The organism is Melioribacteraceae bacterium 4301-Me (assembly GCA_041538185.1).
Lineage (GTDB): Bacteria > Bacteroidota > Ignavibacteria > Ignavibacteriales > Melioribacteraceae > Pyranulibacter > Pyranulibacter aquaticus.
On sequence record JBGORM010000001.1, the window covers coordinates 61,996 to 82,410 of the forward strand.

Here is a 20,415-nt window from a genome sequence, read left to right on the forward strand (position 1 = left end):
ATCAAATTTCCTAAAAAATGAATTTGCTTTCAGGTCGATATTAAACACTGCCGTCAAATCGATTTACCACACTTTGGGCAAGAGGCTGAAAAGTAATACCTTGTTATAGTTTTTCTACATTTAGCTTAGTGGGACATTTTTAACTACAAAGTGATAAACTTTTATTAATTTTTTGGCTTAATAGGGTAATAAGGTTGTGGATTTTTTTGAGCAGTTTTGTTACTAAGGTTTATCTTCATACTTAGACTTTTTCAACCCAGATTTTTTCGCTAGAAAAAATTGCCTTGCGAGCTGATAAATGATATAAAAAAAATAACAGATTGATAGGTTTATCTAAAAAAATAAAGATAGTAGGATGAAACTTTACTTGGCTAATTCCCTTAATTTTTTTATATCGTTCACAAAAATTTTTTTGCCATTTACTCTTATAATTTCATCATCCTGAAGTTTTTTGAAGGCTCGAGATAAAGTCTCAGTAATTGTACCGAGATATGAGGCTATTGTAGATTTTGGGACTGAAAGCTTCACAAACGGTTCGGGATAGTTTTCTGTACCTGCTACCTTAATTTCGTTAAGTAAATATTTAGCCAGTCGGTTTGGAACTTCTTTCAGCGAAATATCTTCAAGCTGGTTAACTAAAGCTTTTAATCTTTTAGCAAAACCAGCGAGCATTTTTAGTGCAATTTCTGGTTCACTTCTAATTATTTCAAGAAATTTATCTTTAGGAATAAATATAGCTATACTTTCTTCTATTGCCTCTGCATTAACTGGATAATCCCCACCTTCAAATAATGGAATATCTGCAAAAGTGTTTAGTGGTTTTACTATATGGACCACCGATTCTTTCCCATCTAAGGTGTATCTGTAAACCTTAACCATGCCCTTTAATAAAACATAAAACCCTCTGTAAAAATCACCTTCGCGAAAAATAATCTGGTGTTTAGAAAATTTAACCAAGCTGCTTATAGATGTAATGTTTCTAAGCTGTTGAATGCTTAGCTCAGCAAAAAGAGGTATACTGCGCAAGGTCTCTTTTTTGTTTATCTCTTCATTAAACATAATTTTAAATAAATTGTAGATTCAAGCTACTAAAAATATTTTATAATCCAGCTTTGTAACAAGTATAATTAATAGCATTTATTTCGCTATGGCTGCAAAAAAGTAAGTTTTAGCATTTGTGAAAATAAATAAGAGACCTAAGAAGTTAGACGAAAATAAATATTTCTGAGAAATGTTTTAAACTGGCCATTCAATGAATGTCCTTTACTATTTTAAAATAATCTCGAGTTATAAACCTTAATGTAAATTTAATAACTGTCAAATATTTGACAGTAATATCTTAACGGCTTCAGTAAGTTGGAAACACAAAAAAATGAGGAAAAATTATGGAAAAGAATATTGACTTCACTGAAGTTTCATCAATTAAATTTGGTAAGGCAGTTATTGCCGGGCTTATCGGCACATTGGCTATGACCATCGTAATGCTCATGGCTCCGTTAATGGGTATGCCGCCTATGCCTATTGGGAAAATGTTGGCTGGATTTATGGATATTCCCGAAGTACTCGGCTGGATTGCACATTTTATGATTGGCACAGTACTCGCATTAATATACGTTTATATTTTCGCATCGCTATTAAAAGGGAATGGATTTGTACGCGGGGCAGTTTATGGATTGGTTCCTTGGTTCGTTGCACAGATTATGGTAAATCCTATGATGGGAGCCGGCTTCTTTGCTGCTAATACACCATCACCCTTTTTAATGGTAATGGGAAGTTTAATTGGGCATTTAGTTTATGGCGCAGTGCTTGGCGGCGTCTATGGTAATGATAACGAATTTAAAACAGTTCAATCAAAAACTTAATTTCAATAGAAAGGAAGGAGTAAAAAAATATGTCTAAACTAGCAATTGTTGTATTAGCTGACACCGAAACTCACGGTGATCTCGGCAGAATTGCAAATGCAATTGAAGTTGCAAAAGAATTAAAGGAATCGAATGACGAAGTAAAAATAATTTTTGATGGTGCTGGCGTAAAATGGGTGCCAAAATTATCAGATAAGTCAAATAAACTTTACGAAGGATTTGAAAAGTTAAGAGATAATATTGCTGGCGTATGCAGTTTTTGCTCTAACGCCTTTGGTGTAAAAAATGCAGTTCAATCAACTGGTGTGAAACTACTTGATGAATTTGAGGGACATCCAAGCTTAAAACATTATATCGATAATGGATACCAGGTAATAACTTTTTAACTTTAGCATAAAAATGGAATCACTTGATATCGGATTAATTACCGCATTGATTGCTGGGGTTTTATCTTTTGCTTCTCCTTGTGTTTTGCCGATTGTGCCGGGCTATCTTTCATTTATAACTGGATTGAGTTTACAAGACCTAACAGAGCATGAATCAAGGAAAAGAATCCTTCATAAAGCTGCAATAAACAGCGTTGTGTTTGTACTCGGGTTTTCTTTCGTGTTCATACTGCTCGGCGCATCGGCAAATGCAATAGGAAATTTTTTAAGGGAAAATTTCAATATAATTGGGAAAATTGCTGGAGCAGTAATTGTAATTCTTGGATTACATATGGTTGGTTTAATTAAAATTCCATTCCTTATGTACGAAAAAAGAATTCATTCACAAAAAAAATCATCAAATGCTATCAGTTCTTTAATTGCTGGATTCTTTTTTGCATTTGGGTGGTCTCCTTGCATCGGTCTTATTTTAGCCGGAATACTAGCACTCGCAGCCGTTCAGCAAACAGCTTTAAAAGGAATGATCCTTTTAAGTTTTTATTCACTTGGACTTGGAATTCCGTTTGTGCTTTCTGCAATTTTTCTAAATCACTTCTTTACAACTTTTTCAAAAATAAAACACCACTTACACAAAGTTGAAACCACCGGCGGAGTAATTCTGATTGCAATCGGATTTTTGATTTTTACTGGAAATTTAGCTGTAATCTCTCAGCGCCTCGATTTTATGAATCCAGAATATCTTCTTCAAAGTGGTTCATCACCAAGCCAAAATCCTCAGATTGGCGTTAATCAGAAAAGTACTTTAATCAACTCAACAACCAATAAAATAGATAATAAAAGTTCAATAGTAAATGATTCCTTAAGCTCAAAAGCGGATTATGGTAAATATAATTTCACGTTGACAACAATAGATGGGAAAACAGTTCATTTGTCAGACTATACCGGCAAAGTTGTGCTTGTAAATATCTGGGCGCCTTGGTGTGGTCCGTGCAGATTGGAAACGCCAGGTTTTGTTTCTCTTTACGATGAATACAAAGATAAAGGTTTCGATGTTATTGGAATCGCAGTTCAAACAAAAGAAAGCGATGTAAAAGAATTCATTAAAGGATACAACATTCAGTGGCAGATTGGAATTAATGACGATATAGCTCGTGCTTATGGGACTTACGGACTGCCGGATAATTACTTATTTGCATCTGATGGGAAATTAATAAAGCATTTTGTGGGATATACCAAAGAAGAGACATTGAAATCTGTTCTTAAGGATATATTGAAGGGGCAAAAATAAAATGATTATGCCCTAATGGAATAATTGTTATATTGTTAAAAGCGTTTTTGCACAATAAAAATTGGCTTTATTGTTTTATTTAGCCAGTGCTGATATATATAAATTATTCAAGTTGACCGTTTATTATAAATTTCTTTGAAGAAAGCCGCTAATTACACGAAATATATGTAAGACATGATTACAAGATTCCAAGATTACCAAGATTAAAATTTGTGCTGTCATTCCCGCGAAAGCAGGAATCCATGTAAAATCATTCAGGATAATTAGTGAAAATTTGCGCAATTCTCGGTTAATAATTAAAGCCACTAATTACACTAATAAACGTGAATGGTTTTAATGATGAAAATATTTAATTGGCAAAAATTTGCGAAATTCGCGGCTAAATAAAGTTGTTAAAAATAGGCGGTCAACTTGAGTTTAATTTATTAATAACAAATAAACGAAAGGAGTCCAATATGTTGAATAGGATATTTTCATTGATTGCAATATTACTTCTCTTTACTATTTCCGCATACGCAAGCGGGAGTGAAGGGAAAGTTACCGGAGTAATTTCCGGTGCTCACTGTGCGCTTAATGGTATGGCTTGTCCATCAAATCACAATTTAACTCGTGAAGAACTGCCCGGCATTTTCACAAAGGATAAAAAATTCTACTTTATTACAAATGTGCCTCAAAGTTTTCTTGCGCAATGGAAAGCCGGCAGTGAAATATCTGTCGAAGGCAAAATTTATAGTGATGAATTCGGAATTGATGCGAAGAAAATATCTTTAAAGGAAAGCGGCAAATGGCACACAGTGTTTGAAGACAGTAAAATAATTGATGATATGGGACATAAAGTTTCTTTGAGTGATGCAGTTGTTGTAAAGGACAAATGGTATTGCCCAAAATGTGCAATGATGCACGAGAAAAATAAATAAGTAAAAGTTATACGGAACCAATTTTTAATAATAAAACTCGGCTGCTTAATTAAGGCAGCCGATTTATAAGTCTGTTGCAATATCAGCACCCGTAAAATTGAAAAATAATTTCAAAGTATTTATAAAAAATACCTCTGTAATTTGATAATCTTGGTAATTTGGTAATCTTGGTAATTTGGTAATTATTACTTTACACTGCACAGCAACTCAACTTATTTACATCTTTATCAAAACTAATTGCAGCTAATTTTACTCCTTCAGATAAAGTTAAATAAGGATGAAACATTTGTTTTAATTCTTTTACGGTAATTCCATATTTGATTGCAAGAGAAATTTCCATCAGCAGTTCTGAACCTTCAGAGGCCAAAATTCTTGCACCAATTAATTTATCTGTTTGTTTATTTCGAATTAGTTTTATGAAACCTTTTGTATTTCTTGCAGCAAGTGAGCGGGGGATATCAGAAAGCTGAATTGTTGATACTTCATAATCAATTTTATTTTTGTAAGCTTGGTTCTCGTCCATTCCTACTCCGGCAACCTGTGGGTCGGTGAAAATTACCCAAGGGAAAACGGAATAATCTTTTTTGACCTTGAAAGTAATATTGGTTGTGTTATTCTCGCGCAAGCCTGCTTTGTCGGCAGACAGGCGGGAATCTATCTCATCATTTATGGATTCCCACTTTCGTGGGAATGACAAATCGTTATTGATCAAATCTTCTCCAAACATATTTTGAACTGCCAAAGCTCCTTCGTAAGCTGCAGAATAAACGAATAAATATTCTCCTGTAACATCGCCCGCTGCATAAATATTTGGAATTGATGTCTGTAAAAATTCATTTGTCTTGATAAAACTATTTTTATGAAGTTCAATTCCTAATTCTTCAAGACCAAAACCTTGAGTGTTGCCTTTCCTTCCGGTTGCAACAAAAATGTGTGACCCTTCGATTACTTTATCTTCGTCTCTTACAGAAGCATTAATAACTACTTTACCGTTTATTTTGTTGACCGATTTTATTTTTGTACCTGTAATTACTTCAATACCTTCTTCCACTAAATATTCTTTCAATGATTCGGTAATGTCAGGCATTTCATCCGGAAGAATTCTAAGTGAACGTTGAAGTATTGTTACTTTAGAACCGAGTCTTGCAAACATTTGCGCATTTTCTAATGCGATATATCTTCCGCCGATTACAATTAAATGTTCTGGCAGTTCTTCTAATTCATAAAGTGTCTCGTTTGTTAAGTAGCCGGTTTCATTTAATCCAGGCAAATCTGGAATAAATGTAGAAGAACCTGTAGCAATTAAAATATTTTCGGAAGAAAACTTTTTACCATCTGCTTCAACGGTGTTTTTATCAATTAATTTTCCATAAGATTTTATAATCGTTACATTCGGGTCATCTTTTAGAACATCGACATATTTGTGTTGCCTTAATTCTTCAACTAATTCTGTCTTTTGACGGATGACTTCCTTAAAATTAATCTTGCTTTCACTTGGTTTAATTGAAGAAAAGTTCGGATGGTTTGCAATGTGAAATTGTTCTGCTGTTCTGATTAATGTTTTTGAAGGTACGCAACCAACATTTACACAAGTGCCGCCAATTGGCAGACCGTCATTTATCATCAAAACTTTCTTCCCAAGCTCGCTTGCTTTAATGGCAGCAGAAAAAGCAGCAGAACCGCCACCGATAATGATTAGGTCATATTTAGTTCCAACTTTGTCGTGATTAAAATCTCTAATCTCATCTACCACCTTGTAATTGCCGATAGAATTAATTGTTTTAATTATCTCGGCAGCCGAAGTCTTTTCAACATCAAATTGAAATAAGCCTTCCTTTTCTAAAAAGCTTACTGATTTAGAAATTAATCCTTCAACTGCTGAAACTCTTTTTTCAATTGTTTTTGCGCAATGCTCACAAGTCATTCCACTGATTTTTAATTTCAATGTTTGTATGGTCATATTTTCCTCTCATTCTTCTTTGTGGTTCTCAGTGCTTTCTCCGTGGTTCTCTGTGTAAAATGAGTTACACGGAGGAACACAGAGAGATGACACAGAGAACCACAGAGTTTTTACTGATTAATGTTTTGGATAGATTTTACTTTGTATCCAACTTTATTTTCAACTGCATTTTTAAGCTGCTCTAAATTAACTTTTGTTCTGTCATATTCAACATAAGCGATACTGGTTTTATAAGATGATGTAGCATTAATAACACCTTTTTCTGATTTGAGCGCATAATCAACAGATTCTTCACAAGAAGTGCAGCTCATTCCTTCAATAGTAAGCTTAGCTTTTACGATATTATTTGATTGTACAATTGTAACATTTCCTTTGTTGGAAGGGAACAGAGCTTTTGAGTAATATGGAAATGTTATAAGCAGTGCACTTACCACAGTAATAATCCAAAGAAACTTTTTTGAATTTATGAAGCTTATTTTTTTATCACTTGTTTTATCCTCGCACGCACAATCAATATCAGTTTCTTTTTTAGGTCTATAAGCATTATAGAAAGCATAACCTAAAACTATTACGGTTAATCCAATGAAATATGGACGTAACGGCTCAAGAAATGAAAATGTAGATGCAATGCCACTTAGTCCGCCTACAACCGCAAGAACAGGTGTAATGCAGCAAAGTGATGCCAGCAATGCTGTTATTATTCCTCCGCTGGATAATAATTTATCTTTCATTTTTATCACTCCTTTTTAATTTGTTATTGCGATTCGGACCGTACCGGTAACGCAATGATAGTTAATTATAGCTCAATTGATTCAAGTATAGGACACTCATCCGATGAAACCTCTTCATTTACACATTGATCAATAAGTTTCACAAGTACACTTCTAATTTTTTTCAAATCTTTGATTCTATTATCTATATCTTGCAGCTTATGTTCTGTCAAATGTTTTACATCTCCACATTTTGCCTCTGAATCAATTCTTAACTCAAATAATTCTTTAATTTCTCGAAGAGTAAAGCCAAGTTCTTTAGCACGTTTAATAAAAAGCAGCCGCTTTAAATCTGTTTCGTCATAAACTCTGTACTTTGATTCTGCGCGCTTTGGTTTGGGAAGCAATTTTATTTTTTCATAATAGCGGACAGTCTCGATATTAATTCCCACTTCTTTCGCTAATTGACCCACGAAATATTCAGCCATTTTAAATTCCTTTTGACTTTCTTATACAAATATAATACGCGTAGTATGGTACGGAGTCAAGGAAAAAAAATAATAGGAATGGAAAAAAGAGATATAATTTATATCACAAAATGAAAAGGGCTGTCTCAAAAGCAGTTTTTTCGTCTCTTGTGGCTTTTTTATCGAGAAGGATATTTTGAATTCAAGTCATTTACCACCAAGACTCAAAAGCATAAAGGTTCACAACTGTGTGCCGCAGCATGCATGTGTGCAGCTACAAATAACTTTTGAGATAGCCTCGCTTATTAATTACTCAATGCTTCCGATATTTCTCGGATACTAACTTTTTCATTTTTACAACAATCTAATAAATTGTCGTTTACTACTACAGCTGGGATTTTATTTATCCCATAGCTTTTTGATTTTTCCAAATTGCTTTTTTCGTTCATGTTATAAATTTTTATTTCATACTTTGAAAAATTACTTTCTACTTCTTTTACTGTTTCATTGCACAAAGGGCAACCTGCAGTGAAGATTTCTATTTTATTATTTTTCATGTCAATACCTCCTAATAATTTTAATATTATTTTTGATTTAGCTGATTTAATCTTTCTTCGATTTTATTTATTTCCGAAATAATGCTTGCTACTTTTTTAATTTCCATCTTAGGGAATTCATTTTGAACTAATTTAATTTTTTCTGCATCAGGACAGTTGCCTGGGCAAGCATTTACCATCTTAACTATTTTTAATGCCAAATTTTTTCTCAAAACATCCTCCAAAATTCCATGAAAAGTTTTCTGGAAATTAGCTTCAATTGCCTTAAACTGAACATAAATTTCTTCTGCATCACGATCATCATCAATCATTTTTTCTATGCCTTCAATCTGTCCTTTTATAATATGAAGCTGCTTTTTTAATCTTTTTGAATCTTCCATTTCTCACACCTTAAATTGTTGTGGACTAAAATTACAATTATACAGCGGGTGTTTGTCAAGAGAAAAATATTAGTCAATAAATTTTTTATTTAGCTTAGAATTGATAGTTAAATCTTAGCTGAATTATGCTGCTGCATAATATCATTAATCAAAGCCTCTTTAATGTCAAATTTCTGACAAACAACTTTTACTTTGCTGTCTAAGTTTAGTTAAACAAATTTGAAGATGTTTGCAATTGTAGAGAAATGAGAAGGGATGTAAATATAACTATCAATATTATGGTCACAACGATTTTATTTTTTGAATAGAAAATTCGTCAACTAATAATTAAAAGCAAACAAAAATTTATTAGCTTTTTGCATTAGAGTTTAATTTTTGCTTAATTATTATCAATTGATAAACAAGGTATAAATAATTACTAAAAAGAGAGGTAAGAATGAAAATTGGATTTATTGGGCTCGGTAAAATGGGCTTTAATATGGTGCAACGACTTTTACTTGATAAACACGAAGTTGTTGCGTTTAATCGCGACCAGAGTAAAATAGATGAAATTGCAAAGAAAGGTGCAATTCCTTCTTATTCCATAAAAGAGCTAATAAGCAAACTCCCAGATAGAAAGATTATTTGGTTAATGGTTCCATCAGGTAAACCAGTTGACGAAAATCTTGACGTATTATTAGATCTTCTTAATAAAAATGACATAATAATAGATGGGGGTAATTCATTTTGGAGAGATTCGCAGAGACGCGCTGAGAAGTCTGCAGTAAAAGGTATACACTTTATTGATTGTGGGACTAGTGGCGGAATTTGGGGGTTGCAAAATGGTTATTGTTTAATGTACGGTGGTAATAAAGAAGCCGTTGATTTTGTTGAACCTATATTCAAATCACTTGCACCTGAAAATGGTTATGTCTACTGCGGACAGTCAGGCACAGGCCATCTAGTTAAAATGGTCCATAATGGAATCGAATACGGAATGATGCAAGCTTATGCTGAAGGATTTGAGATACTTCAAAAGTCACCCTATAATATTAATTTAACTAAAGTTGCTGATGCCTGGCAATATGGAAGTGTTATTAGAAGCTGGCTGCTTGAATTGGCAGTTAAGGCTTTCAAGGAGGACCCAAATTTAGAAAAGTTAAAAGGTTATGTCCAAGATAGCGGCGAAGGAAGATGGACGGTCCAAACAGCTATGGATTTCGAAGTACCAGCTCATGTTATTACTGCATCTCTTTTTAATAGATTCCAGTCGAGACAAGAGGATTCTTTTGCAATGAAAGTTCTTGCTGCGTTGAGAAATCAATTCGGAGGCCATTCTGTGAAGAGTAAGTGAGTTTTTGGGTGAAAGATGGTAGTTGGCAGTTTGTAGTTGGCAGTAGGCAGTTGGCAGTAGGCAGTGGGCAGTTGGCAGTAGGCAGTGGGCAGTTGGCAGTAGGCAGTGGGCAGTCAAAGTTAGCGGGTTTTATATGGATAATGAAAATTCTTTTAGAGATTTGATCGTTTATAAAAAAGCTTTTGAATTAGCAATGGAAATTTTTAAATTGACTAAAACATTTCCTAAGGAAGAATTGTATTCTCTTTCTGATCAAATAAGAAGGTCTTCTCGTTCTGTTTGTTCTTCTATCGCTGAAGCTTATAGAAAAAGACGATACCCTGCACATTTTATAAGTAAAATTTCTGACGCAGACATGGAAAATAGTGAGACTATTGTTTGGTTAGATTTTGCAGAAAATTGTGGGTATTTAAAAAAATCAATTAAAATTGAATTAGAAAATAAATGTATCGAGATAGGTAAGTTATTAAATCATATGATTATACATCCTGAAAAATACCAAAGGAAAATTTAATGAAGAATATTAATTACAAATTAAACTACCAAAATGCCCCTTGCTCCCTGCCCACTGCCAACTGCCCACTGCCCACTGATAACTGCCAACTGCTAACTGCTAACTGCCAACTATACATTCTCAACTTCAATAAAATTGTAAGAAAGGGAAATAAATGAAAAACATAGATAATCACATTTACGTTATTTTTGGTGCATCTGGTGATCTTACAAAAAGAAAATTAGTACCAGCACTTTATTCTTTGTATGTGCAAGGGATGCTTCCGGAAAGGTTTGTGCTTCTCGGCACTTCGAGGAGTGAATTCGATGATGATGTATTTCGTAACTATATGAAAGATGCTATAAAAAAATTCAAAGAAATCGATGATGAGTCAAAAATTGATGAATTTTGTAAAATATTGTTTTATATCCCAATTGGCTTTAACGACAAATCCGCTTATATAAAATTAAAAAATAAATTAGATGATTTAAGAAAACAATTCGATATTAATGGTAATACAATTTTTTACCTTTCCACTCCGCCAAGCTTATATGGTATAATTCCGCAAAATCTCGCGTCAGTTGGATTAAACAAACAAATTGATGGCTGGAAAAGATTAATTATAGAAAAACCATTTGGTTATGATCTTGAATCCGCAATCAAATTAAAAGAACAATTATTAAATAATTGGGAGGAAGAACAACTTTACAGAATTGACCATTACCTTGGTAAAGAAACGGTTCAGAATCTTTTAGTTACGCGGTTTTCAAATGGAATCTTTGAGCCTCTATGGAATAGAAATTACGTTCATCATATTGAAATAACATCTACAGAAAGCATAGGCGTAGAAAAAAGAGGCGGCTATTATGAATCTTCTGGCGCATTAAGAGATATGGTACAAAATCATTTGCTTCATATTGTTGGATTAATAGCTATGGAGCCACCTACATCTGTTGAACCATATGCAATTCGTAATGAGATTCTTAAAGTGTTTCAATCACTTCGACAGTTCAAAAAAGATGATGTAAGAAATAGTGTAATAAGAGGTCAATACACAGCATCAAAAATAAAAAATGAAGTTGTGAAAGGTTACCGTGAAGAAGAAGGAGTTAATCCTGAATCAATTACCGAAACGTATGCAGCACTTAAATTTTATATTGATAACTGGAGGTGGGGAGGAGTTCCATTTTATGTGCGAACAGGCAAAAGATTACCAACTCGCATAACTGAAGTTGTCATCCATTTTAAACCTACTCCACATTTTCTCTTTGCAAAAAAGGAAATGGATAACGCTTGTAATTTATTAATAATAAGAATTCAGCCTGATGAAGGTATATTACTTAAATTTAGTATGAAAACCCCAGGCGCAGGCTTCGATGTACAAAATGTGAATATGGATTTTCATTATTCTGACTTAACTAATCAGCGTATTCCACCAGCTTATGAAAGATTGTTACACGATACAATGAAAGGGGATTCAACTTTATTCCCAAGAACTGAAGAAGTTTTAGAAGCGTGGAAATTTTTAATGCCTGTAATTGAATGCTGGAAAAATGATAAAAACGTTCCTCTTTACGGATACCCAGCTGGAACTTGGGGACCTAAAAATGCTGATTATCTTATTCAAGATGGAATGGGCTGGCATTATCCGTGCAAAGATTTGGCAGAAGATGGAGTTTATTGTGAATTATGAGAGATAAAGGAATAATTAAAGTTTTCCCGGATACAGAAAGTTTAGCTGAGCATGCAGCTGAATGTCTTATTAAAAAAATCAACAAAAATTTCTCCAACCAAAGCTTTTCGATTGCTCTTTCAGGGGGTACAACTCCTAAAAAAATATTTAGTTGCATAGCAAGTAAATACTCCGAAAAAATTAATTGGCATAAACTAAAAGTTTTTTTTGGTGATGAGAGATGTGTACACCCAAGCAGTGACGATAGTAATTATAAAATGGCGGATGAAACGCTTTTTAAACTTGTTTCAATTCCTAAAAAAAATATTTTTAGAATTAAAGGTGAAAACAAACCCTCCTATGAGGCTTCTCGTTACAGTAAAATTGTTGCTGAGAATTTACCACTCAAAGATGGATTGCCGCAGTTTGATGTAGTTATGCTCGGCTTAGGCGATGATGGGCATGTCGCTTCAATATTTCCAAATCAATTAGAGATATTCAATTCAAATAAAATTTACGAAACAGCAGTTCATCCAAGCACTGGACAAAAAAGAATTTCTATAACTGGTAAAATTATCAACAACGCTAAGCTTGTAGTTTTTATTGTTACTGGTGAGGGTAAATCAAAAATTCTTTATGAAATACTCACTTTAACTCCTCATAATGTTTCTTATCCAGCTTCCTTTGTTAACCCTACCGGTGGGGAACTAATCTGGCTGCTTGATGCTGAGGCCTCTAAGTTACTAAATAATAAAATTTCAATTCAAAAAATTTTTTAACTTCCTTTTAATTAAAATCCCATAGCTGTTATTAATTCTTTACCTATCAAACACCTTGGATTTTTGACTTATTTATATGGATTTTTAAGAATAAACAGCACTGAAAAATCATTATTATGTAAATTATAATTTTCTTGATTGAATATTTTATACAATTACGGTGTAAATCTTAACAAGAGAAAATGACTTCTTAATTGTCATGCAAAAAAAATAATAAATAAACAATTTATTTTTGCTTTGAAAAAGAGGATTTTATATATTGAATCAGCTTACATAATCTGATTTAATAATGAGAATAATAAAACCTAAAAGACTTTGCAAAGGTGATGTAATTGGAATAATATCCCCTGCTTCATCGCCTGATGATTATTCTAAAATTAATAAAGGTGTAGAATATTTGGAGGGATTAGGCTATAGAGTAGAAGTTGGTAAAAATGTAGGGAAAGAAACTGGTTACTTAGCTGGAAACGATAACCAAAGGGCAGATGATTTACATTTGATGTTTAAGAATAAACATATCAAAGCAATTTTTTCTGTCAGGGGAGGTTATGGTTCAGCTCGGTTATTAGACAAAATCAATTACAAAATAATTCGCGAAAATCCTAAAATTTTTGTTGGCTATAGTGATATAAATGCACTTCAACTCGCATTTTTCCATAAAGTAGGACTAGTAACATTTGCTGGACCAATGGTTGCTGTTGATTTTTACAATGAGGTCAGTCCATTTACAGAAGAATTTTTCTGGAAAGTAATAACTTCGGACAAAAAAATAGGTAAGTTAACAAATCCAAACTCTGAAAAAATATTTGTTTTAAATAAAGGAAGAAGCGAAGGAAAAATTTTAGGTGGTAATTTATCTATTATAACATCGTTAATGGGGACTAAATTTCTTCCAAGCTTTAGAGAGAGTATTTTGTTATTAGAAGAAATTAACGAAGCGCCGTACAGAATAGATAGAATGTTAAATCAGCTTCGTCTTGCAAACGTATTGAATATTATAAATGGGGTTATTTTAGGAAGATTTGTTGATTGCTACGAAACTGACCCAACAAAAAAATCTTTATCACTAAATGATGTAATTATTGAGTATTTTCAGAATAAAAAAATTCCAGTGGTCTACAATTTTAAACATGGGCACATCAAAGATAATATAACAATACCATTTGGATTAAAATGCATATTAAACGCAAGTAGAAGTTTTATCGAAATACCAGAAAGTGCTGTTATTTAATAGCTTGTATTTAACAAATATTTACTTCGTAGAAGTATTTTAATAATTTTCAAAAGCTCCCGCTTATTAAGCTGCAAAACAGGTCTTTAAAACGTATTCATTAGTTATGTAATTACAGGTTATCGTTTGAAGGTCAGAATTTTTTAATGATAAATTCATGTAAGTTACAAGCAAATATATTTTTAGACTAATGGTATATTTAGCAGAATCACAAAGTACTTAGTTTATAGAATTCACTCCAATTTATATTCTCTTTTTTAAGAAATTAAATTAAAAAGCGTAAAATTTTCTTGCTTTCGCCTCATTTTTAAGTGGTATACTTATTGTTTCCTTTAGACACACTAATTTACCATCATAATGGAATTTATTAACGAGAATTACATCGCAAGCCTTATTGACAACGTCAGGCTAAAGAATACTCAGCTGCAAAGTGAAATAATTAACAAAGCAATTGAAGCAAAGGGACTTTCTTTGAAGGACTGTGCAGCTTTATTAAATATTGATAAGCCTGAACTCTTTGAAAAGCTTTTCACCGCTGCCTATAAAGTTAAAGAAAAAATTTACGGGAATCGCTTAGTTTTGTTTGCCCCTCTTTACGTATCAAATCAATGTGTTAATAATTGTCTTTATTGCGCATTTAGAAGAGACAATAAGCAATTAATTAGAAAGACGTTATCAATACAAGAAATAAAAGAAGAAACTGAGTTTTTAGTTAAACAAGGACATAAAAGAATTTTGCTGGTGACAGGTGAGCATCCCAAAAAATCAAATTTAGATTTTATTGGTGAAGCAATAGAAACAATGTATGATGTTCATGTTAATGGTGGGAACATTAGAAGAATAAATGTAAATACTGCTCCATTATCATTGGAAGGGTTCAAGACGTTAAAAAGTTTTGGAATAGGTACTTATCAATGTTTTCAAGAGACTTATCATTACAACACTTATGTAAAAATGCATCCTGATGGGCCGAAGAAAGATTATGCTTGGCGACTTTATGCAATGGATAGGGCACTTCAAGCTGGAATTGATGATGTGGGTATAGGTGTTTTGTTTGGTCTAACTGATTATAAATTTGAAACTCTTGCTTTATTAGAACATGCTTTTAATCTTGACAAAAGATACGGTGTAGGTCCACATACCGTTTCAGTCCCTCGTTTAGAACCTGCGTTAAATGCACCTGTTTCTTACAATCCTCCATTTGTGGTTGACGATTTGTCGTTTAAAAAAATAGTTGCAGTTATTCGTTTAGCCTTACCTTATACTGGTATCATTTTAACAACTCGAGAAAGGCCACAGCTTAGGCGGGAACTGTTTGAGATTGGCGTTTCTCAAATTAGTGCAGGTAGCAGAACTTCGCCAGGAGCTTATAAAGTGTTAAGTGACTTAAATGATAATTCTCAAAGCGAACAGTTTCAGTTGGGTGACCATAGAACTCTTGATGAAGTTGTAAAAGACTGCTGTGAGTTAGGATATCTGCCAAGTTTTTGTACTGCATGCTACAGGTCATCGCGTACAGGCGACCGATTTATGAGATTAGCTAAAACTGGTAAAATTGGCAAACTCTGTACTCCAAATGCTATTTCCACTTTTAAAGAATATGTTATTGATTATGCTTCGCCGCAGACAAAAACTGCTGCGTTAAAAACCATTGATAACGAAATTCAAAAAGCTGAAAGCAAAATCAAAAATAAAATATTAAGAATGATTAAAGAAGTTGACGCTGGTCGACGAGACGTTTATTTATAAGGGATATGAACCTAAAAGAATTATTACATAAGGAAAGTTTTACTCGCGAAGAAATTATTTCTCTGCTAAAGCTTCAGAAAGGAGAAGAAATTCGTGAGTTAATTAATCGTGCTGATGAGGTTCGCCGTGAATATTGCGGCGAGGAAGTACACTTAAGAGGAATAATAGAGTTCTCTAACTATTGCACTGAAGATTGTCTTTATTGTGGATTACGTGCTGGCAATTTAAAACTTCAGCGCTATCGAATGTCGCCCGAAGAAATTATTGAAACAGCCAAACAAATTTCTAATCTCGGAATCTTCACAATTGTTTTACAATCTGGAGAAGATAGTTATTATGATAAAGATTTAATTGCCTATATAATTTATTCAATTAAACAATATTCGGATGTTGCAATTACTTTAAGTATTGGTGAAAGAGAGTTTGACGAATACAGAATATGGAAATTAGCTGGCGCTGACCGTTACTTACTAAAACACGAAACAGCTAATCCAAAACTTTATTCAATTTACCACAATAAGCAGAAGTTAGAAGACAGAATTAAGCATTTAGAATTTTTAAAAAGCTTGGGTTATCAAATTGGTTCTGGCAATATAGTAGGTTTGCCTATGCAAACCGAAGAGGATATTGCAGATGATATACTTTTATGCAGCAAGCTTGACTTGGATATGGCTGCCTTTGGGCCTTTCATACCTGCACCAAATACACCTTATCGTAGAAGAAAAGCTGGTAATGTTATGCTAACTTTAAAAACAATGGCAGTTGCTAGAATAGTGTTGAAAAATGTTCATATTCCTGCAACTACTGCTTTGGCAACAATTGACGAGGCTGGTAGAATTAAAGGTTTAACTTCAGGTGCAAATGTGATTATGCCAGATTTTACACCAATGAAGTATCGTCAATATTATGAGATTTATCCAAATCGAAATACTATTAAAGATGATCCAAGTGCAGTTAAAGCACTTCTTACAATGCAACTAGAGTCAATCGGCAGAAAAATCTCTTCGGGAAAAGGGGACTCGCTTAAATTAATTTTTGGCAACGATAAAATTTCTCATTATCCATATTAATTTCATTTCATACATAGTTATTAAATCTTATTTTTACTACTCAAAAAACTAAAAAGGGGCCTGTTATATGTTGAAAAATCATTATGTGTATTTATTATTAGTTTTTTTAATTGCATGTAGTACTAAAAGTGACAAGGAATATTTTGAAGAGGCTAATAAATTGTTAGAACAGAAAAAGTATGGAAAGGCTATCGAAAGTTACGAGGAATTAGTAAAACACCATTCAAAAAGTGATTTAGCAGCAAAAGCCTTATTTGCTTGTGGTAAGATTTATCAAAGTCAACTGTTGCCTAATATCCCTAAGCAAGCCTCATTGAATAAAGCTATACAATATTATCGTGAATTATACTTTAAGTATGGAAATAAACCTGAAGCAGAAAAAGCACTTTTCATGATTGCGTTCATTCAAGCTAATGAGCTTAATTTACCAGACTCTGCAAAAGTTAATTATGACTTGTTCCTTCAAAAATATCCCAAAAGTGAATTGACTGAATCGGCTAAGTTAGAAAGAGATAATTTAGGGTTGTCACCCGACGAAATCTTAACAAAGAAATTAGAGAATAAAAAAAATGACCCACAAAAACATTGATTATAAAAAATACCTGGATACTTCAATTATCTCTAAAATTAAAAATCTTGAATTAAGAGCACGCATGGTTGTTGAAGGTTTTATGATAGGCTTACATAAAAGTCCATATCATGGCTTTAGTGTTGAATTTACCGAACATCGTCAATATATGCAGGGGGATTCATTAAAAGATATTGATTGGAAAGTCTACGCAAAACGCGAGAGATTTTATGTTAAACAATACGAAGAGGAAACTAATCTTATTTCACATGTAATTGTTGATATCAGTAATTCTATGGATTATAAGCACTCTTCTTCTGTCACTAAGTTAGAATATGCTATTACACTTGCTGCAGCTTTAGTTTATATAATGATAAATCAACAAGATGCATCTGGATTAGTTTTATTTTCGGATAAAATCCAGTCTTATTTACCTCCTAAGTCAAATCAAATTTATTTAAAAACTTTGCTTGCCCAACTTTCTCAAATTAAAGCTAAAGGACTTACCAACACAGGAGTTTGTTTAAGAGAAATTTCAGAAAAAATTAAAAAGCGTGGCTTAGTAATAATTATTTCTGATTTATTTGATGACCCCAGTAAAATAATTCCTGCACTTAAATATTTCCGATATAAAAAAAATGAAGTTATTGTCTTGCAGCTTTTGGACCCAATGGAAATAAACTTTGCTTTTGAAAAGGATTCAATTTTTGTTGATAAAGAAACTGGTTTAGAAATAAATACTCAACCGCGACAAATTCAGAAAGCTTACCAAACTACAATTAATAATTATCTACACAATATTAAAAGTGAATGCCTTAACCATGGAATTGAATATAATCTTATTGATACTTCTGAACCGTTCGATAAAGCTCTTATGAGTTACTTTTTTAAGCGGAAAAAACTCTATTGAATTGTAAAATGTAAAAGTTATGAATTAGCACTTAATTCTTTGGATTGATTTGTTGCTTTTAAATTACAGCCAAGTTAAATTGTATGAAAATTTAATGGAGCCAAGATGCCAATTTTAAAAGATTTCAAGACGATCCCTCAATTGTTTAAAATCATAACTCTGGAGTTTGGCCGAAGTCAAAATCGTGCATTGCTTAAGACAAAAGAAAATAACCAATGGAAAGAAATCACTTTTGACGAGGTTTATCACAATACTGAAGATTTGGCTTTGGGACTTGTAACTTTAGGTGTTCGCAAAGAAGATAAAGTGGCTATTATTTCCGAAAACAGACCTGAATGGGTGTATGCTGATATGGCTATTTTAGGCTTAGGCGCTATAGACGTGCCGCTTTACCCTATATCAACATCCGAAATGCTTGAATACACACTTAATGATTCAGAATCAGTAGGTATTTTTGTCTCCAATAAATTTCAGCTTAATAAAGTGCTAAAAATAATTAATCGCTGTAAGTACCTAAAGTTTATTATTGTCATGAATAATGAGGACAAAGTAAGTGATAAAAATGTTTACTCGCTTAACGAAATTCAAGAAAGAGGCAAAGAATTAAAGCGAGAAAATCCTAATCTTTTTTTAGAAAATATTGAATTAATTAACGAAGATGATATATGTACAATAATTTACACATCAGGGACTACTGGTGAACCAAAAGGTGTAATTCTTACACATAAAAATATTGTCTCAAATATTAAAGCAGCACATGAGGTTTTTTACATTGATCAAAACGATGTATTTTTATCTTTCTTACCATTGTGCCATATTTTCGAAAGAATGGGCGGCTATTATACCGCTTTTTCTTCCGGCGGAATGATTTGTTACGCTGAAAGTATAGAGAAAGTTGCACAAAATATGCAAGAAATTAGACCAACTATTATGACTGCAGTCCCTCGACTTTTTGAAAGGATGTATTCAAGAATTAAGAAAAATATTGAGTCGCAATCGGCTAGTAAACAAAAAATTTTCAATTGGGCTGTTGAAATAGGTAAAGAATATAAAGCTGCTAAAAAATCAGAACAGCATATTCCAATTAGTCTTGCTGTTAAATATAAGTTGGCAGATAAACTTGTGTTTTCCAAACTTAGAGAAAGAACTGGCGGTCGATTAAGATTTTTTATTTCGGGTGGCGCCGCGTTGTCAAGAGAATTAGGACAGTTTTTTGACGCGGTGGGCATATTAATTATTGAGGGATACGGGCTAACTGAATCTTCGCCGGTCATTGCTGTTAATCGTCCCAACGATTACAAATTTGGTACTGTTGGTAAACCGTTGCCGGGCGTTGAAGTTAAAATTGCTAAAGACGGTGAAATACTTGCTTATGGTCCAAATATTATGAAAGGTTATTTTAAGAAAAAGAAAGAAACCGAAGAAACAATTAAGGACGGCTGGCTTCATACTGGTGATATTGGCGTCTTTGATGCAGAGGGATTTTTAATAATTACTGATAGAAAAAAACACTTATTTAAAACGAGCGGAGGTAAATACATTGCACCTACCCCAATTGAAAATATGTTCCTTGCAAGCAAATATATCGACCAATTTGTTCTAATTGGTGATAGAAGAATGTTTTTAAGCGCACTGATTGTTCCAGATTTTGAGGCTCTTAAAGAATATGCCGACGCAAATAGAATCCCATACAAGGATGAAAAAGAACTCGTTAAGTTTAAGCAAATTTATGAACTTTTAGATAAAGAGTTAGACCAATTTCAAAAAAAGTTGGCTTCATTTGAAAGAGTAAGAAAGTTTGCTATTCTCGATAAACCATTTACTATCGAAAGTGGTGAGTTAACTCCATCACTTAAAATAAAAAGAAAAATTGTTGAAGAAAGATACAAAGATTTAATTGAGGATATGTACAAAAGCCTAGAAGGATAGCTTTCCTAAGTCTAACATTAACTCCATTATTCATGTCCGACTAAAATATTTGTGGTTGAATTGCGTCTTTTAATTTAATGGTTAATAAATAAACGACACCCCCTTTGTAATACTTAGTGCTGCTTTATGTATTTGTTGGTTAAGTATCATACGT

21 protein-coding genes are annotated in these 20,415 nt (G+C 33.0%); 15 read left to right on the forward strand and 6 right to left on the reverse strand.

Features of this window, described 5'->3' with window-relative positions; all coding sequences use genetic code 11:
• Positions 1 to 363: 363 nt before the first annotated feature.
• Positions 364 to 1,059, reverse strand: coding sequence for a Crp/Fnr family transcriptional regulator (locus tag ABRY23_00350; protein MFA3781495.1), 696 nt, complete (start codon positions 1,057 to 1,059; stop codon positions 364 to 366).
• 326 nt (positions 1,060 to 1,385) lie between these two features.
• On the opposite strand from ABRY23_00350, the gene ABRY23_00355 reads away from it, so the two are divergent.
• The 4 genes from ABRY23_00355 to ABRY23_00370 all read left to right on the forward strand — a co-directional run bounded on the left by ABRY23_00355 (position 1,386) and on the right by ABRY23_00370 (position 4,453).
• Positions 1,386 to 1,862, forward strand: coding sequence for a DUF6789 family protein (locus ABRY23_00355; protein ID MFA3781496.1), 477 nt, complete (start codon positions 1,386 to 1,388; stop codon positions 1,860 to 1,862).
• 29 nt (positions 1,863 to 1,891) lie between these two features.
• A complete protein-coding gene (locus ABRY23_00360) occupies positions 1,892 to 2,248 on the forward strand; it encodes a DsrE family protein (GenBank protein MFA3781497.1) in 357 nt (118 codons plus the stop codon).
• Positions 2,249 to 2,261: 13 nt separating this feature from the next.
• Positions 2,262 to 3,536 carry a cytochrome c biogenesis protein CcdA gene (locus ABRY23_00365; GenBank protein MFA3781498.1) on the forward strand — a complete coding sequence of 425 codons (1,275 nt, stop codon included), beginning with the start codon at positions 2,262 to 2,264 and terminating at the stop codon, positions 3,534 to 3,536.
• 455 nt (positions 3,537 to 3,991) lie between these two features.
• Positions 3,992 to 4,453, forward strand: a complete 462-nt coding sequence (locus ABRY23_00370; GenBank protein MFA3781499.1) for a hypothetical protein — start codon at positions 3,992 to 3,994, stop codon at positions 4,451 to 4,453.
• 190 nt (positions 4,454 to 4,643) lie between these two features.
• Here the strand turns inward: ABRY23_00370 and ABRY23_00375 are convergent, their stop codons facing one another.
• From ABRY23_00375 to ABRY23_00395, 5 genes are all read right to left on the reverse strand, one after another.
• Complete coding sequence (locus tag ABRY23_00375; GenBank protein ID MFA3781500.1) at positions 4,644 to 6,413, reverse strand: FAD-dependent oxidoreductase; 1,770 nt, start codon at positions 6,411 to 6,413, stop codon at positions 4,644 to 4,646.
• A gap of 110 nt (positions 6,414 to 6,523) precedes the next feature.
• Positions 6,524 to 7,144 carry a mercuric transport protein MerTP gene (gene merTP, locus ABRY23_00380; GenBank protein ID MFA3781501.1) on the reverse strand — a complete coding sequence of 207 codons (621 nt, stop codon included), beginning with the start codon at positions 7,142 to 7,144 and terminating at the stop codon, positions 6,524 to 6,526.
• A gap of 65 nt (positions 7,145 to 7,209) precedes the next feature.
• Positions 7,210 to 7,611, reverse strand: coding sequence for a heavy metal-responsive transcriptional regulator (locus ABRY23_00385; GenBank protein ID MFA3781502.1), 402 nt, complete (start codon positions 7,609 to 7,611; stop codon positions 7,210 to 7,212).
• A 284-nt stretch (positions 7,612 to 7,895) separates the two neighbouring features.
• Positions 7,896 to 8,147 (reverse strand): thioredoxin family protein, encoded by a 252-nt coding sequence (locus tag ABRY23_00390; protein ID MFA3781503.1) that lies wholly within the window; start codon positions 8,145 to 8,147, stop codon positions 7,896 to 7,898.
• Positions 8,148 to 8,173: 26 nt separating this feature from the next.
• Entirely contained in the window at positions 8,174 to 8,527 is a 354-nt protein-coding gene (locus ABRY23_00395; protein MFA3781504.1) for a metal-sensing transcriptional repressor, read from the reverse strand.
• 436 nt (positions 8,528 to 8,963) lie between these two features.
• On the opposite strand from ABRY23_00395, the gene gnd reads away from it, so the two are divergent.
• From gnd to ABRY23_00450, 11 genes are all read left to right on the forward strand, one after another.
• Positions 8,964 to 9,860, forward strand: a complete 897-nt coding sequence (gnd, locus tag ABRY23_00400) for a phosphogluconate dehydrogenase (NAD(+)-dependent, decarboxylating) (GenBank protein ID MFA3781505.1) — start codon at positions 8,964 to 8,966, stop codon at positions 9,858 to 9,860.
• A gap of 8 nt (positions 9,861 to 9,868) precedes the next feature.
• A complete protein-coding gene (locus ABRY23_00405; protein MFA3781506.1) occupies positions 9,869 to 10,024 on the forward strand; it encodes a hypothetical protein in 156 nt (51 codons plus the stop codon).
• Entirely contained in the window at positions 9,994 to 10,374 is a 381-nt protein-coding gene (locus ABRY23_00410) for a four helix bundle protein (protein ID MFA3781507.1), read from the forward strand. The genes ABRY23_00405 and ABRY23_00410 overlap by 31 nt, the downstream gene beginning before the upstream one ends.
• Positions 10,375 to 10,528: 154 nt before the next feature.
• Positions 10,529 to 12,046, forward strand: a complete 1,518-nt coding sequence (zwf, locus tag ABRY23_00415) for a glucose-6-phosphate dehydrogenase (protein MFA3781508.1) — start codon at positions 10,529 to 10,531, stop codon at positions 12,044 to 12,046.
• Entirely contained in the window at positions 12,043 to 12,804 is a 762-nt protein-coding gene (gene pgl, locus ABRY23_00420; protein MFA3781509.1) for a 6-phosphogluconolactonase, read from the forward strand. Before zwf ends, pgl begins: the two co-directional genes overlap by 4 nt.
• Positions 12,805 to 13,093: 289 nt before the next feature.
• Positions 13,094 to 14,035, forward strand: a complete 942-nt coding sequence (locus tag ABRY23_00425) for an LD-carboxypeptidase (GenBank protein ID MFA3781510.1) — start codon at positions 13,094 to 13,096, stop codon at positions 14,033 to 14,035.
• A gap of 357 nt (positions 14,036 to 14,392) precedes the next feature.
• Positions 14,393 to 15,784, forward strand: coding sequence for a [FeFe] hydrogenase H-cluster radical SAM maturase HydG (gene hydG, locus ABRY23_00430; protein ID MFA3781511.1), 1,392 nt, complete (start codon positions 14,393 to 14,395; stop codon positions 15,782 to 15,784).
• A gap of 5 nt (positions 15,785 to 15,789) precedes the next feature.
• The gene (hydE, locus tag ABRY23_00435; GenBank protein ID MFA3781512.1) at positions 15,790 to 16,854 is read left to right on the forward strand and encodes a [FeFe] hydrogenase H-cluster radical SAM maturase HydE; all 1,065 of its coding nucleotides are present in this window, start codon (positions 15,790 to 15,792) and stop codon (positions 16,852 to 16,854) included.
• A gap of 67 nt (positions 16,855 to 16,921) precedes the next feature.
• Positions 16,922 to 17,443: a tol-pal system YbgF family protein gene (locus ABRY23_00440; GenBank protein ID MFA3781513.1), complete on the forward strand. Its 522-nt coding sequence runs from the start codon at positions 16,922 to 16,924 to the stop codon at positions 17,441 to 17,443.
• Positions 17,424 to 18,332 carry a DUF58 domain-containing protein gene (locus ABRY23_00445; GenBank protein ID MFA3781514.1) on the forward strand — a complete coding sequence of 303 codons (909 nt, stop codon included), beginning with the start codon at positions 17,424 to 17,426 and terminating at the stop codon, positions 18,330 to 18,332. The genes ABRY23_00440 and ABRY23_00445 overlap by 20 nt, the downstream gene beginning before the upstream one ends.
• 105 nt (positions 18,333 to 18,437) lie before the next feature.
• Positions 18,438 to 20,261, forward strand: a complete 1,824-nt coding sequence (locus ABRY23_00450) for a long-chain fatty acid--CoA ligase (GenBank protein ID MFA3781515.1) — start codon at positions 18,438 to 18,440, stop codon at positions 20,259 to 20,261.
• Positions 20,262 to 20,415 lie beyond the last annotated feature (154 nt).

What these genes read in the sequence shown, in the direction of transcription:
- ABRY23_00350 (MFA3781495.1), bottom strand. Translation starts at nt 1,059, where the DNA reads ATGTTTAATGAAGAGATAAACAAAAAAGAGACCTTGCGCAGTATACCT.
- ABRY23_00355 (MFA3781496.1), top strand. Translation starts at nt 1,386, where the DNA reads ATGGAAAAGAATATTGACTTCACTGAAGTTTCATCAATTAAATTTGGT.
- ABRY23_00360 (MFA3781497.1), top strand. Translation starts at nt 1,892, where the DNA reads ATGTCTAAACTAGCAATTGTTGTATTAGCTGACACCGAAACTCACGGT.
- ABRY23_00365 (MFA3781498.1), top strand. Translation starts at nt 2,262, where the DNA reads ATGGAATCACTTGATATCGGATTAATTACCGCATTGATTGCTGGGGTT.
- ABRY23_00370 (MFA3781499.1), top strand. Translation starts at nt 3,992, where the DNA reads ATGTTGAATAGGATATTTTCATTGATTGCAATATTACTTCTCTTTACT.
- ABRY23_00375 (MFA3781500.1), bottom strand. Translation starts at nt 6,413, where the DNA reads ATGACCATACAAACATTGAAATTAAAAATCAGTGGAATGACTTGTGAG.
- merTP (MFA3781501.1), bottom strand. Translation starts at nt 7,144, where the DNA reads ATGAAAGATAAATTATTATCCAGCGGAGGAATAATAACAGCATTGCTG.
- ABRY23_00385 (MFA3781502.1), bottom strand. Translation starts at nt 7,611, where the DNA reads ATGGCTGAATATTTCGTGGGTCAATTAGCGAAAGAAGTGGGAATTAAT.
- ABRY23_00390 (MFA3781503.1), bottom strand. Translation starts at nt 8,147, where the DNA reads ATGAAAAATAATAAAATAGAAATCTTCACTGCAGGTTGCCCTTTGTGC.
- ABRY23_00395 (MFA3781504.1), bottom strand. Translation starts at nt 8,527, where the DNA reads ATGGAAGATTCAAAAAGATTAAAAAAGCAGCTTCATATTATAAAAGGA.
- gnd (MFA3781505.1), top strand. Translation starts at nt 8,964, where the DNA reads ATGAAAATTGGATTTATTGGGCTCGGTAAAATGGGCTTTAATATGGTG.
- ABRY23_00410 (MFA3781507.1), top strand. Translation starts at nt 9,994, where the DNA reads ATGGATAATGAAAATTCTTTTAGAGATTTGATCGTTTATAAAAAAGCT.
- zwf (MFA3781508.1), top strand. Translation starts at nt 10,529, where the DNA reads ATGAAAAACATAGATAATCACATTTACGTTATTTTTGGTGCATCTGGT.
- pgl (MFA3781509.1), top strand. Translation starts at nt 12,043, where the DNA reads ATGAGAGATAAAGGAATAATTAAAGTTTTCCCGGATACAGAAAGTTTA.
- ABRY23_00425 (MFA3781510.1), top strand. Translation starts at nt 13,094, where the DNA reads ATGAGAATAATAAAACCTAAAAGACTTTGCAAAGGTGATGTAATTGGA.
- hydG (MFA3781511.1), top strand. Translation starts at nt 14,393, where the DNA reads ATGGAATTTATTAACGAGAATTACATCGCAAGCCTTATTGACAACGTC.
- hydE (MFA3781512.1), top strand. Translation starts at nt 15,790, where the DNA reads ATGAACCTAAAAGAATTATTACATAAGGAAAGTTTTACTCGCGAAGAA.
- ABRY23_00440 (MFA3781513.1), top strand. Translation starts at nt 16,922, where the DNA reads ATGTTGAAAAATCATTATGTGTATTTATTATTAGTTTTTTTAATTGCA.
- ABRY23_00445 (MFA3781514.1), top strand. Translation starts at nt 17,424, where the DNA reads ATGACCCACAAAAACATTGATTATAAAAAATACCTGGATACTTCAATT.
- ABRY23_00450 (MFA3781515.1), top strand. Translation starts at nt 18,438, where the DNA reads ATGCCAATTTTAAAAGATTTCAAGACGATCCCTCAATTGTTTAAAATC.